The sequence below is a fragment of the Streptomyces sp. NPDC001100 genome, from assembly GCF_053598575.1.
In genome coordinates this window covers 99,760-113,446 of record NZ_JBSFKO010000025.1, presented here as the reverse complement: position 1 = coordinate 113,446, position 13,687 = coordinate 99,760, and the positions used below count along the sequence as shown (strand labels likewise).

The window sequence follows — 13,687 nt, the reverse complement described above, 5'->3', positions numbered from 1 at the left end:
GCCCTCGCGTAGTCGCCGGCCGGTGCTGCGAACGAACGAGTACCGGCCGACGGCGGACCCACAGCAGAGACAGGCCACTGCACGAAGGGGAAGCCATGACAGCGACGACCGACGGAAGCACCGGGGCGATGCGGCCCCGTGTTGCCGCGGCCAGCGAAACCGACATCAACACCCCCGTGGCGGCCGGGGTGCACGACGCCGCCGCAGTCGCCGTGCAACGCGCCACCGACTTCCTGCTCTCCCTCCAGGACGCGCAGGGCTGGTGGAAGGGCGACCTCGACACGAACGTCACGATGGACGCCGAGGATCTGTTGCTCCGTCAGTTCCTGGGCATCCGCGACGAGTCGACGACCCGGGCCGCCGCACTCTTCATCCGCGGCGAGCAGCGCGAGGACGGCACCTGGGCCAGCTTCTACGGCGGGCCCGGCGAACTCTCCACCACCATCGAGGCGTACGTCGCCCTCCGGCTGGCCGGTGACGCGCCGGACGCCCCGCACATGGCGAAGGCCTCCGCGTGGGTCCGCGAGCGCGGCGGTATCGCCTCGGCCCGGGTCTTCACCCGGATCTGGCTCGCCCTCTTCGGCTGGTGGAAGTGGGACGACCTGCCCGAACTCCCGCCGGAACTCATCTACTTCCCCACCTGGGTCCCCCTCAACATCTACGACTTCGGATGCTGGGCCCGGCAGACCATCGTGCCGCTGACGGTGGTCTCCGCGAAGCGGCCGGTACGGCCCGCGCCCTTCCCGCTCGACGAACTCCACACCGACGCGAACAACCCCAACCCGGTCAAGCCCCTTGCCAAGGCGGCGAGTTGGGACGGCGCCTTCCAGCGGCTCGACAAGGCGCTGCACCTCTACCGCAAGGTCGCACCGCGCAAGCTCCGCAAGGCCGCGATGAACACGGCCGCGCGCTGGATCATCGAGCGGCAGGAGAACGACGGCTGCTGGGGCGGCATCCAGCCGCCGGCCGTGTACTCGGTGATCGCCCTGCACCTGCTGGGTTACGACCTCGAACATCCCGTGATGCGCGCGGGCCTTGAGTCCCTCGACCGGTTCGCGATCTGGCGCGAGGACGGGGCCCGGATGATCGAGGCCTGCCAGTCCCCGGTGTGGGACACCTGCCTCGCGACCATCGCGCTGGCCGACGCGGGCGTGCCCGCCGACCACCCCCAACTGGTCAAGGCCGCCGACTGGATGCTGGGGGAGGAGATCGTCCGCCCCGGCGACTGGGCGGTCAAGCGGCCCCAACTGCCGCCCGGCGGCTGGGCGTTCGAGTTCCACAACGACAACTACCCCGACATCGACGACACCGCCGAGGTCGTGCTCGCGCTGCGCCGGGTCAGACATCACGACCCGGAACGCGTCGACCGGGCCGTCGGACGCGGAGTCCGCTGGAACCTCGGAATGCAGTCCAAGAACGGCGGTTGGGGCGCCTTCGACGTCGACAACACCAGCCCGTTCCCCAACCGGCTGCCGTTCTGCGACTTCGGCGAGGTCATCGACCCGCCGTCGGCGGACGTCACCGCGCACGTCGTCGAGATGCTCGCCGTCGAGGGCCTCGCCCACGACCCGCGCACCCGGCGCGGCATCGAGTGGCTGCTGGCCGAACAGGAGCCGGACGGCTCGTGGTTCGGGCGCTGGGGCGTCAACTACGTCTACGGCACCGGGTCCGTGGTGCCCGCGCTGGCCGCGGCCGGGCTCCCCGGCTCGCACCCGGCGATCCGGCGCGCGGTGACCTGGCTGGAGACCGTGCAGAACGAGGACGGCGGCTGGGGCGAGGACCTGCGCTCCTACAAGTACGCCAAGGAGTGGAGCGGCCGGGGCGTCTCGACCGCCTCGCAGACGGCCTGGGCACTGATGGCCCTGCTGGCGGCCGGGGAGAAGGACTCCAAGGCCGTCGAGCGTGGCATCGAATGGCTCGCGACCACCCAGCGGGAGGACGGCTCCTGGGACGAGCCCTACTTCACCGGCACGGGCTTCCCGTGGGACTTCTCCATCAACTACCACCTCTACCGGCAGGTGTTCCCGCTCACCGCGCTCGGGCGCTTCGTGCACGGAGAACCGTTCAGCCAGAACGTCTCCCCGGCCGTTTCCCAGAGCAAGGGGGGCTGATGAGCACCCGGCCCGCCGGCCCGCCGCTGCTGATCGCCTGCGCGCTCGGCATCGAGCACCTCGCCCTGCGCACCGGCGACCGCTCTGGCGCCGGCGGGCAGGTCACCGTCCTGCGGACGGGCATGGGGCCCCAGGCGGCCGAGGAGGCCGTCACCGGGCGCCTCGCCGACCCGTCGCTGTCCGAGGCCGCCGTACTGGCCACGGGCTTCTGCGCCGGACTCGCCCCCGGGATGCACCCCGGCGACCTGGTGGTCGCCGAGGAGACCCGGGACCCGCGCGGAACCGTTCCGTGCGTCGCCACGGAACTGCTCGTCAAGGAACTGGTGCGGGCCCTGCCCGGACGCACCGTCCACACCGGCCCCCTGGTCGGCTCCGATCATGTCGTCCGCGGTCAGGAACGGTCGGATCTGCGCGCTACCGGCGCAATCGCGGTCGACATGGAGTCGGCGGCCACGCTGCTGAGCGCCGTGCGTACGGGCGCGCGCCCGGTTGCGGCCGTACGGGTGGTCGTGGACGCTCCTGAACATGAACTCGTCCGGATCGGCACGGTGCGCGGTGGAATATCGGCTTTCCGCGTTCTTCGTTCCGTTCTTCCCGCTTTTTTCGAATGGCACCGTTCTTTGCTGCTCCCTCGGAGGTGAGCCAGATGGCCATGCCGCTGCGCCAGACAATCAAGGTCGCTACATACTTGGCTGAACAGAAGCTCCGCAAGCGGGACAAGTTCCCCCTGATCGTGGAGCTGGAACCTCTCTTCGCGTGCAATCTGAAGTGCGAGGGCTGCGGCAAGATCCAGCACCCGGCGGGCGTGCTCAAGCAGCGCATGCCGGTGGCGCAGGCCGTCGGGGCGGTGCTCGAATCCGGTGCGCCGATGGTGTCCATCGCGGGCGGCGAGCCCCTGATGCACCCTCAGATCGACGAGATCGTGCGGCAGTTGGTGGCGAAGAAGAAATACGTCTTCCTCTGCACCAACGCCATGCTGCTGCGCAAGAAGCTCGACAAGTTCAAGCCCTCCCCGTACTTCGCCTTCGCGGTGCACATCGACGGGCTGCGCGAGCGGCACGACGAGTCCGTCGCGAAGGAGGGCGTGTTCGACGAGGCCGTGGAGGCGATGAAGGAGGCCAAGAAGCGCGGCTTCCGGGTCACCACCAACTCGACCTTCTTCAACACGGACACCCCGCAGACCATCATCGAGGTCCTGAACTTCCTCAACGACGACATCAAGGTCGACGAGATGATGATCTCGCCCGCCTACGCCTACGAGAAGGCGCCCGACCAGGAGCACTTCCTCGGTGTCGCCCAGACCCACGAACTGTTCAAGAAGGCCTTCGCGGGCGGCAACCGCCGCAAGTGGCGGCTCAACCACTCCCCGCTCTTCCTGGACTTCCTGGAGGGCAAGGTCGACTTCCCGTGCACGGCGTGGGCGATCCCGAACTACTCGCTCTTCGGCTGGCAGCGCCCCTGCTACCTGATGAGCGACGGGTACGTGCCCACGTACCGGGAGCTGATCGAGGAGACCGACTGGGACAAGTACGGCCGCGGCAAGGACCCGCGCTGCGCCAACTGCATGGCGCACTGCGGCTACGAGCCCACCGCCGTCCTCGCCACCATGGGCTCCCTCAAGGAGTCGCTGCGGGCCATGCGCGAGACCGTCGCCGGAAACCGCGACTGACGTCATGACCGCCGTATCCCTGGGCGTCCCCGAGATGCCGGTCCGGCCGATCGCCGAGCGACGTGTGTCGCGACGCATCCAGGTCGGACCGGTGGCGGTCGGGGGCGGGGCCCCCGTCTCGGTCCAGTCGATGACCACGACCCGTACGTCGGACATCGGCGCCACCCTCCAGCAGATCGCCGAACTCACCGCGTCCGGCTGCCAGATCGTCCGCGTCGCCTGCCCCACGCAGGACGACGCGGACGCGCTGGCGACCATCGCCCGCAAGTCGCAGATCCCGGTGATCGCGGACATCCACTTCCAGCCCAAGTACGTGTTCGCCGCGATCGAGGCGGGCTGCGCGGCAGTTCGCGTCAATCCCGGCAACATCAAGCAGTTCGACGACAAGGTCAAGGAGATCGCGCGGGCCGCGAAGGACCACGGCACGCCGATCCGCATCGGGGTCAACGCCGGTTCCCTGGACCGGAGGTTGCTCCAGAAGTACGGCAAGGCCACCCCCGAGGCGCTCGTCGAGTCCGCCCTCTGGGAGGCATCCCTCTTCGAGGAGCACGGCTTCGGCGACATCAAGATCTCCGTCAAGCACAACGACCCCGTGGTGATGGTCAACGCCTACCGGCTGCTGGCCGCGCAGAGCGACTACCCGCTGCACCTCGGGGTCACCGAGGCCGGGCCCGCCTTCCAGGGCACGATCAAGTCGGCGGTCGCCTTCGGGGCGCTGCTCGGCGAGGGCATCGGCGACACGATCCGGGTGTCGCTGTCCGCCCCGCCGGTGGAGGAGGTCAAGGTCGGCCTCCAGATCCTGGAATCGCTCAACCTCAAGCCCCGCCGGCTGGAGATCGTGTCCTGCCCGTCCTGCGGACGCGCACAGGTGGACGTCTACAAGCTCGCCGACGAGGTCACGGCGGGCCTGGAAGGCATGGAGGTGCCGTTGCGCGTCGCGGTCATGGGCTGCGTCGTCAACGGACCCGGCGAGGCGCGGGAGGCGGACCTCGGCGTCGCCTCCGGCAACGGCAAGGGCCAGATCTTCGTCAAGGGCGAGGTCGTCAAGACCGTGCCCGAGTCGAAGATCGTGGAGACCCTCATCGAGGAGGCGATGAAGATCGCCGAGCAGATGGAACAGGACGGCGTCGCGGCGGGGGAGCCGGCCGTCACCGTGAGCTGAACAGCACGGACCGAAGGGGGCCCGACGTGACGATCCTGGAGAGCATCCGTCAACCACGCGACCTGAAGGCGCTGTCCGAGGCGGAACTCGGTGAACTGTCCGAAGAGATAAGGGAGTTCCTGGTGCACGCGGTGGCCAGGACCGGCGGCCACCTCGGGCCCAACCTGGGCGTGGTGGAACTGACCATCGCGCTCCACCGGGTCTTCGAGTCACCGGTCGACCGCATCGTCTGGGACACCGGCCACCAGAGCTATGTGCACAAGATTCTGACGGGCCGTCAGGATTTCTCGAAACTCCGCGGCAAGGGCGGCCTGTCCGGCTACCCCTCGCGCGAGGAGTCCGAGCACGACATCGTCGAGAACAGCCACGCCTCCACCGCGCTCGGCTGGGCCGACGGCCTCGCCAAGGCCCGCCAGGTGCAGGGAGAGAAGGGCCACGTCGTCGCGGTCATCGGCGACGGCGCGCTCACCGGCGGCATGGCCTGGGAGGCGCTGAACAACATCGCCGCCGCCAAGGACCGCCCGCTGATCATCGTCGTCAACGACAACGAACGCTCCTACTCGCCCACCATCGGCGGCCTCGCCAACCACCTGGCCACCCTGCGCACGACCGACGGCTACGAGAAGGTCCTCGCCTGGGGCAAGGAGGTCCTGCTGCGCACGCCGGTCGTCGGCAACACCGTCTACGAGTCGCTGCACGGCGCGAAGAAGGGCTTCAAGGACGCGTTCGCCCCGCAGGGCATGTTCGAGGACCTGGGCCTGAAGTACGTCGGCCCGATCGACGGACACGACATCGGCGCCGTCGAGTCCGCGCTGCGCCGCGCGAAACGCTTCCACGGCCCGGTCCTGGTCCACTGCCTCACGGAGAAGGGACGCGGCTACGAACCCGCCCTCGCCCACGAGGAGGACCACTTCCACACCGTCGGCGTGATGGACCCGCTCACCTGCGAGCCCCTCGTGCCCTCCAACGGCCCTTCCTGGACCAGCGTGTTCGGCGACGAGATCCTGCGGATCGGGGAGGAGCGGGACGACGTCGTGGCGATCACGGCGGCCATGCTGCACCCGGTCGGCCTCGGCAAGTTCGCCGCGCGGTTCCCCGACCGGGTGTGGGACGTCGGCATCGCCGAACAGCACGCGGCCGTCTCGGCGGCCGGGCTCGCGACCGGCGGACTGCATCCCGTCGTCGCCGTCTACGCCACCTTCCTCAACCGCGCCTTCGACCAGCTCCTGATGGACGTGGCGCTGCACCGCTGCGGAGTCACCTTCGTCCTGGACCGCGCCGGAGTGACGGGAGTGGACGGGGCGTCGCACAACGGCATGTGGGACATGTCCATCCTCCAGGTCGTGCCCGGCCTGCGGATCGCCGCTCCCCGCGACGCCGACCAACTCCGCGCCCAGCTGCGGGAAGCGGTCGCCGTCGACGACGCGCCGACCCTCGTCCGCTTCCCGAAGGAGTCCGTCGGACCGGAGATCCCCGCGATCGACCGAGTCGGCGGCCTCGACGTCCTGCACCGCGGCCCGGGGACACCCGAGGTGCTGCTCGTCGCCGTAGGAGTGATGGCACCCGTCTGCCTCCAGGCAGCCGAACTCCTCGAAGCCCGCGGCATCAACTGCACGGTGGTGGACCCCCGTTGGGTCAAACCCGTCGACCCGGCGCTCCCCGGCCTCGCCGCCGAACACCGCCTGGTGGCCGTCGTCGAGGACAACAGCCGGGCCTCCGGCGTCGGCGCAGCCGTGGCGCTGGCGCTGGGCGATGCCGAAGTCGACGTCCCCGTAAGGAGGTTCGGCATCCCGGAGCAGTTCCTCGCACACGCCAAACGCGGCGAGGTGCTCGCCGACATCGGCCTCACACCCGTCGAGGTCGCCGGACGGATCAGCGCAAGCCTGGCGGTCAAGGACGCGACCGGCCACGCAGCCAAGGAGAAACCCGAATGACCAAGGAGTTCGACCTCACCGCGCTCTTGGCCGAGCGCGGAGCCGAGCGCTACGAGCTGCACACCAAGTACCTCAACCACCAGCTCCCGCGCATGCTGCACACCATCGGCTTCGACAAGGTCTACGAGCGCGGCGAGGGCGCCTACTTCTGGGACGCGGACGGCAACGACTACCTGGACATGCTCGCCGGGTTCGGGGTGATGGGCCTCGGCCGCCACCACCCCGTCGTCCGCAAGGCGCTGCACGACGTCCTCGACGCCCAGCTCGCCGACCTCACCCGGTTCGACTGCCAGCCGCTGCCCGGCCTGCTCGCCGAGAAGCTGCTCACCCACAGCCCCCACCTGGACCGGGTGTTCTTCGGCAACAGCGGTACGGAGGCGGTCGAGACCGCGCTCAAGTTCGCCCGCTACGCCACCGGGAAGCCGCGCGTGCTGTACTGCGACCACGCCTTCCACGGACTGACCACCGGCTCGCTCTCGGTCAACGGCGAGGACGGCTTCCGGGACGGCTTCGCCCCGCTGCTGCCCGACACCGCCGTACCGCTCGGTGATCTCGACGCCCTGGCACGGGAGTTGAAGAAGGGCGACGTCGCCGCCCTGATCGTCGAGCCGATCCAGGGCAAGGGCGTCCACGAGGCACCGCCCGGCTATCTGCGCGCCGCCCAGGAACTCCTGCGCCGGCACAAGGCGTTGCTCATCGCCGACGAGGTGCAGACCGGTCTCGGCCGCACCGGCGACTTCTACGCCTACCAGCACGAGGACGGCGTAGAGCCGGACTTGGTGTGTGTGGCCAAGGCGCTGTCCGGCGGATACGTCCCGGTCGGTGCCACCCTCGGTAGGGACTGGATCTTCAAGAAGGTCTACTCGTCCATGGACCGCGTGCTGGTCCACTCGGCGAGCTTCGGGTCCAACGCGCAGGCCATGGCGGCCGGCCTCGCCGTGCTGTCCGTCATGGAGAACGAGCAGATCGTCGCCAACGCCCGTGCCACCGGGGACCAGTTGAGGTCGCGGCTCGCCGCGCTGGTCGACAAGTACGAGCTGCTCGCCGATGTGCGCGGCCGGGGCCTGATGATCGGTATCGAGTTCGGGAAGCCCAAATCCCTGAAGCTGCGCAGCCGTTGGACCATGCTGCAGGCCGCGCGCAAGGGGCTGTTCGCGCAGATGGTGGTCGTACCGCTGCTCCAGCGGCACCGCATCCTCACCCAGGTCTCCGGCGACCACCTGGAGGTCATCAAGCTGATTCCGCCGCTGATCATCGGTGAGCGCGAGGTGGACCGGTTCGTCGAGGCCTTCACGGCCGTGATGGACGACGCGCACAGCGGTGGCGGGCTGATGTGGGACTTCAGCAGGACGCTCGTGAAGCAGGCGGTCGCCAACCGCTGAGCTGCGAGAACCGAGACTTTTGCCTCTGTGGCAAGAAATTTGCCGCAGGGGCAAAAGTCCGGCTGAATGGATGCATGAGCTCCTCCGAGACCGAGCCGGAACCGCCGGCCGGACCGGCCGACGACCTGCCGGCCACCGTCGCACCCCAGCTCCGCGCCCTGCGCCGCCGCGCCTCCCTCACCCTGGAGGCCGCCGCCCGCTCGGCCGGACTCTCGCCCGCCCATCTCTCCCGCCTGGAGACCGGGCAGCGCCAGCCCTCGCTGCCGATGCTGCTCGCGCTCGCCCGCATCTACGGTACGACAGTCTCGGAGCTGCTCGGCGAGACGGTCGCCGACCGGGAAGCCGTCGTACGCGCCGCCGACATGGAACCGACCCGGGCGGGCGGCTGGACGTACTGGCAGGCCGGCGCCCCCGGCCGCGGGATGCAGTCGCTGCGCGTCCGCATCCCGCACGGCTCCCAGGGCGACATCGTGCGCGTGCACCCCGGCGAGGAGTGGCTGTACGTCCTCACGGGGCGGCTGCGGCTGCGGCTCGGCGACACCGCGCACCTCCTCGCGCCCGGCGACAGCGCACACTTCGACTCGCTCACCCCGCACCGCCTCGCCGCCGCCGGCGAGGACGGCGTCGAGGTGCTCTTCGTCCACACCCTGCTGCAGAGTCCCACGGCCGCCCTGTGCCTGGGCCCGATCACCGGAGACACACCATGAGCGGCAACAACATCGAGGACAGGTTCCCCCGTGCCCTGTGGGTACGGCTCCTCATCTACATCGCCGTCGGCCACCTCTTCGCGGCCTTCATCTACCTGTTGTTCACCCTGGGCGCCAAGTAGCCCGCCGCGGGCGCGAGTTCAGTCGAGCAGTCGCTCGCGCAGCCGCTCCCGGATCTCCGGGGTGACTCCGAGCCCCTGTTCCAGATAGGCGTCCACGCCGCCCCAGGTCTCCTCGACGGTCTCGAAGGCCGCCGTCAGATACTCGGCGCGGGCGTCGAAGAGAGGGCTGAGGAGCTCCATCACCTCGGGGGAGTAGGCGGTGGCGGAGGAGCCGCTGCGGCGCACCCTGTAGCGGCGGTGCTTGGCGTTCGACTCCAGGTAGTCGGCGACGATCGCTTCGCGTTCCACCCCGAGGGCGAGCAGCGTCACGGCTATCGACAGGCCCGCGCGGTCCTTGCCCGCCGCGCAGTGCATCAGCGCCGGAACACTGTCCTCGGCGAGCGCGCGCAGCACCTGGGAGTGCTCGGCGGTGCGGTCGGTGACGATCGTGCGGTACGAGGCGATCATCCGGTTGGCGCCCTTGTCGCCGCCGAGGATCGCGCGCAGCTGCTCGATCTCGCCGTCACGGACCATCTTCCAGAACTCGGAGCCGTCCGCCGGGTCGGACAGCGGCAGGTTCACATTGCGCACGCCGGGCAGCTCGACGTCGGGGCCCTCCAGCTTCTGGTCCGACGCGTTGCGGAAGTCGAAGATCGTGTGCAGGCCGAGCGAGCCGAGGAACGCGGCGTCCTCCTCGGTCGCGTGCGCGAGATGCCCGCTGCGGAACAGCACACCCTGCCGCACCCGCCGTCCGTCCATCGTCGGGAGCCCGCCCACGTCCCGGAAATTGCGTACTCCGGACAACTCCGGCTCGGTCGACGGAATCTGCTGCGTCACGAGGGCTCCTCCCACTCGGCCCGACGACGCGGCTCACCGGCGGGCACGCTGTCGACGATACGACACACGTACTGCGGCCCGGCAGTTGTCGGGCCGCTGACCAGCGTCTCTCGCGAGGGGAGGGGCCCGTCGTCAGGGCAGGATCGAGTCGACGTAGCCACCGTCGACCCGCAGGCGCACCGCCCGTCGTGGCCGAGGCCTGGTCGGAGACGAGGCAGACGACCATGTTGGCGATCTCCTCGGGCTCGATCAGCCGTTGCAGCAGGGACTGCGGCCGGTGCATCCGCATGAACTCGCGCCGCGCCTCGTCCCACGGCAGCTCGCGGTCGACGAGTTCGTGGACGAAGTCCTCGACACCACCGGTGTGCGGGGGGCCGCGGCCCGCCGAGGCCGGCCCCCTTCATCGACCAGTACCAGGTGACGTGCCGGCGGGCGAAGAACCCCGACGTCGGAGTCCTGGGAGCCTGCCACGAGCCGCTCCACGCCATGCTGAGCGGACGCCACGACGACGTGGAGGAACTCTTCGAACGGGCCGAGAACGGCATCGCGGGCACCGCCTTCCACTGGGACCGGGCGGTCCTGCAGACCAACTGGACGACGTACCGCCTCCAGCACGGCGACATCGACGGCGCCCGCGCCCGCGGCCGGACCGCCGTCGCGGCGGCGCGCGCCGCGGGCGGCGACTACGCGCGGGCGTTCTCCCTCGTGCTGTGCGGCGACGCGGACGAGAGCGGCGGCTTCCGCGACCGGGCCCGCGCGCACTGGACCGAAGCCGTCCACCTCCTGCGCCCCATCGGCGCGCGTGCGCTCCACGCGTACTCCACGCTGCGGATCGTCTGCCTGGACATCGGGGAGGGCGCGATCGCGACGGCCGAGCACCGGCTCGCGGAGGTGGCGCGGCTCGCCGACGAACTGGGCGCGGACGACCTCCGCGCCGCCGCGGCCATCCTGCGCGGAGCGCTCGCCCTCCACGGCGACCGCTTCCAGGAGGCCCGGGCGATCTTCGCCGTGTCTGGGACAGCCCCACGGCACCGCTCGACCGCAGGGCGATGTCCGCCCTCGGCCTGGCGGTCGTCGCGGCGTTCGGCCCGCCCACCCCGTCGGCGGCCGACGACGCACGGCTGTGGCGGGACCGCGCGGCCGAGGCGTACGACCGGGTGCGCGAGCCGCTGGGCCGCCGCGCGGTCGGCGCCCTGCTCGACACCCTGGACACCTGTTTCCGGTCCGGCCCGGCCGACGGGCAGCGGGCGGACCGGGTACAAGCCTGGCTCGCCGACAACTCCTCCGTACCGGCCGGCTTCAGCGGAGTGCCGACCGGACCGGGCCGGCATCGCTGACCCGGACGCGGCACATGGGTTTCCACAGGTTATGAGTTCTCCACAGGCGTTGCCTCGCAGGGCCCGCACCATTGATGATGTTGGCGCTTGAGTGGACTTGTTCGAATCTGTGAGGGACTTGATGCTGGAGACCGCCGAGAACGGCCGTACGTGGGTGTTGTCCGGACCCACGAGCAGTTACGCCGTCCATCTCACCGAGCGCGACGAACTGCTCCATCTCCACTGGGGTCCCCGTATCGCGCTCGCCGACGCAGAGGAACTCGCCGCCCGCCCGCTCCCCGGCGGCCCCTCCTTCGAGGCCCCGCTCGACGGACGCGAGGAGTACCCGGTCGAGGGCGGCCCCCGCTTCGTCCGGCCCGCCCTGTCGGTGCGCACGGCCGAGCGGCGCGGCACCGAGTGGACCTTCGACCGCTACGACACCGACGGCGACGAGCTGCGGCTCCGCTTCCGCGACGCGGGACTGACGATCACCCTGCACTACCGGTCGCGCGGTGACGTCGTGGAGCGCTGGACGGTCCTCGACAACGAGGGGACCGAGCCGCTGGAGCTGCTGCGCGCCGACTCCGCGACCTGGACGCTGCCCGACCGCGAGGAGTGGCAGCTGTCGCACGTGCACGGACGCTGGGCCGCCGAGTCGCGGCTGGTGCGCTCCCCCCTCACCTACGGTGAGAAGGTCATCGGCAGCCGTCGCGGCCACACCGGACACCAGTACCTCCCCTGGGTCGCGCTCGACACCGACGCGACCGAGGAACGCGGCGAGGTCTACGGCTGCGCCCTCGGCTGGTCGGGGTCCTGGCGGATCGCCGTGGCCCAACTCCCGGACGCGCGCGTGCAGATCACCGGCGGCGCCGGGTACGACGAGTCCGGGCTGCTGAGCCTCGCCGCCGGGGAGTCCTTCACGACGCCCCTCTTCGCCGCCCTGTGGAGCGACGCAGGCTTCGGCGGCGCCAGCCGCACCTGGCACGCCTACCAGCGGACGTACGTCATCCCGGACGCCGACCGGGACCGGCCCGTGCTCTACAACTCCTGGGAGGCCACGCAGTTCGACATCTCCGAGGAGCAGCAGGAGGTCCTCGCGCAGCGCGCCGCGGCGGCCGGCGTCGAACTGTTCGTGGTCGACGACGGCTGGTTCGGCGCCCGCACCAGCGACCGCGCAGGACTCGGCGACTGGACCCCCAACCCGGACCGCTTCCCCGCCGGCCTCAAGCCCCTCGCGGACCGCGTCCACTCACTGGGCATGCAGTTCGGCATCTGGGTCGAGCCCGAGATGATCAACCCGGACAGCGACCTGTACCGCGCCCACCCGGACTGGGTGCAGTACCAAGAGGGACGAAAGCGGACGGAGTTCCGCAATCAGCTCGTCCTCAACCTCGCCCGCGAGGACGTCCAGGAGTACCTCTGGGAGCAGCTCGACGGACTCCTCTCCAGCGCCCCGATCGACTATGTGAAGTGGGACTTCAACCGCTGCTTCACCGACGCGGGCTGGCCCGGCGACGCCTATCCGCAGCGCCTCTGGGTCGACCATGTGCGCGCGCTGTACGCCCTGTTGGACCGGCTGCGGGCGGCCCACCCCGGTGTGGCCTTCGAGTCCTGCTCGGGCGGCGGCGGCCGGATCGACCTCGGCATCCTCAGCCGCACCGACCAGGTGTGGACCTCGGACAACACCGACCCGCTCGACCGGCTCGCCATCCAGCACGGCTTCAGCCAGATCCACCCCGCGCGCGTGATGGCCGCCTGGGTCACCGACAGCCCCAACACCCAGCTCAACGACCGGGTCAGCAGCCTGCGCTTCCGGTTCGTGAGCGCCATGGCCGGTGTCCTCGGTGTGGGCGGCGACCTCTCCGAGTGGACCGAGGAGGAACTCGCCGAGGCCCACGAGTGGATCGCCCTCTACAAGGAGATCCGGCCGCTCGTCCAGCGCGGCGACCTGCACCGGCTGCGCCCGCCGACCGGCGGACTGAGCGCCGTCCAGTACGTGCGCGGCGACGAGAGCGTCGTCCTCGCCCTGCTCCAGGCGCAGCACTACGGCGAGCCGGTGCCGGCGCTCCGGCTGCGCGGGCTCGACCCGACGGCGTCGTACGAATGCCTCGAAACGGGTGAAGTCCACCGAGGTGCCGTGCTGTTGCACCACGGACTGCGGACCGGGCTGCGCGGTGACCTCGATGCGACGGTTCTCCGGCTGCGTCGCATCTGAGCCTTCTGCCCGAATTGCAGCCTTCGTTACAACTCGCTCTGGAATAAGGGAAGCTGAGGGGTTGTACGTGAGCAGCGTCATATCCGTGACCGTGCGTCGCTCGTCATGTTCACGTAATTGACATGCTTTTCCAGGGGAATTGAGGTGGAAGTCGGGTGGGAATTCACGGAGGGTGACTGTGAATTCCCACAGGAGATCACAAGAAGCCCAAAACCGTGGAACCTCCTGCTTGTCCCTTTGCGTCTTCCTCGCT

11 protein-coding genes and 1 pseudogene are annotated in these 13,687 nt (G+C 70.1%); 10 read left to right on the top strand and 2 right to left on the bottom strand.

All coding sequences use genetic code 11. From position 1 onward, the window contains the following. Positions 1–95 precede the first annotated feature (95 nt). From shc to ACWDEW_RS31400, 8 genes are all read left to right on the top strand, one after another. Complete coding sequence (gene shc / locus ACWDEW_RS31435) at positions 96–2,111, top strand: squalene--hopene cyclase (protein ID WP_450517172.1); 2,016 nt, start codon at positions 96–98, stop codon at positions 2,109–2,111. After that, entirely contained in the window at positions 2,111–2,752 is a 642-nt protein-coding gene (locus ACWDEW_RS31430; RefSeq protein WP_450517170.1) for a phosphorylase family protein, read from the top strand. Before shc ends, ACWDEW_RS31430 begins: the two co-directional genes overlap by 1 nt. A 5-nt stretch (positions 2,753–2,757) precedes the next feature. Then, complete coding sequence (gene hpnH, locus ACWDEW_RS31425) at positions 2,758–3,780, top strand: adenosyl-hopene transferase HpnH (protein WP_019069695.1); 1,023 nt, start codon at positions 2,758–2,760, stop codon at positions 3,778–3,780. 4 nt (positions 3,781–3,784) lie between these two features. Further along, complete coding sequence (gene ispG, locus ACWDEW_RS31420; protein WP_450517167.1) at positions 3,785–4,942, top strand: flavodoxin-dependent (E)-4-hydroxy-3-methylbut-2-enyl-diphosphate synthase; 1,158 nt, start codon at positions 3,785–3,787, stop codon at positions 4,940–4,942. A gap of 26 nt (positions 4,943–4,968) precedes the next feature. Then, positions 4,969–6,876, top strand: coding sequence for a 1-deoxy-D-xylulose-5-phosphate synthase (gene dxs / locus ACWDEW_RS31415; RefSeq protein WP_450517165.1), 1,908 nt, complete (start codon positions 4,969–4,971; stop codon positions 6,874–6,876). Beyond that, complete coding sequence (locus ACWDEW_RS31410; RefSeq protein ID WP_450517163.1) at positions 6,873–8,258, top strand: aspartate aminotransferase family protein; 1,386 nt, start codon at positions 6,873–6,875, stop codon at positions 8,256–8,258. Before dxs ends, ACWDEW_RS31410 begins: the two co-directional genes overlap by 4 nt. Positions 8,259–8,332: 74 nt before the next feature. Further along, positions 8,333–8,965 (top strand): helix-turn-helix domain-containing protein, encoded by a 633-nt coding sequence (locus tag ACWDEW_RS31405; protein ID WP_450517161.1) that lies wholly within the window; start codon positions 8,333–8,335, stop codon positions 8,963–8,965. Further along, on the top strand, positions 8,962–9,087 hold the full coding sequence (locus ACWDEW_RS31400; RefSeq protein WP_450517159.1) for a DUF6126 family protein: 126 nt from the start codon (positions 8,962–8,964) through the stop codon (positions 9,085–9,087). The genes ACWDEW_RS31405 and ACWDEW_RS31400 overlap by 4 nt, the downstream gene beginning before the upstream one ends. An 18-nt stretch (positions 9,088–9,105) precedes the next feature. Here ACWDEW_RS31400 and ACWDEW_RS31395 read toward each other — a convergent pair whose 3' ends face one another. Together ACWDEW_RS31395 and ACWDEW_RS31390 are read right to left on the bottom strand one after the other, a co-directional pair. Further along, positions 9,106–9,903 (bottom strand): tyrosine-protein phosphatase, encoded by a 798-nt coding sequence (locus ACWDEW_RS31395; protein ID WP_450517158.1) that lies wholly within the window; start codon positions 9,901–9,903, stop codon positions 9,106–9,108. Between the two features lie 132 nt (positions 9,904–10,035). Continuing rightward, a pseudogene (locus ACWDEW_RS31390) lies at positions 10,036–10,279 on the bottom strand (SDR family oxidoreductase); the annotation flags it as partial. Between the two features lie 41 nt (positions 10,280–10,320). On the opposite strand from ACWDEW_RS31390, the gene ACWDEW_RS31385 reads away from it, so the two are divergent. Both ACWDEW_RS31385 and ACWDEW_RS31380 read left to right on the top strand, forming a co-directional pair. Next, on the top strand, positions 10,321–11,331 hold the full coding sequence (locus tag ACWDEW_RS31385) for a hypothetical protein (protein WP_450517156.1): 1,011 nt from the start codon (positions 10,321–10,323) through the stop codon (positions 11,329–11,331). Positions 11,332–11,361: 30 nt separating this feature from the next. Then, positions 11,362–13,434 (top strand): alpha-galactosidase, encoded by a 2,073-nt coding sequence (locus ACWDEW_RS31380; RefSeq protein WP_450517154.1) that lies wholly within the window; start codon positions 11,362–11,364, stop codon positions 13,432–13,434. Positions 13,435–13,687 lie beyond the last annotated feature (253 nt).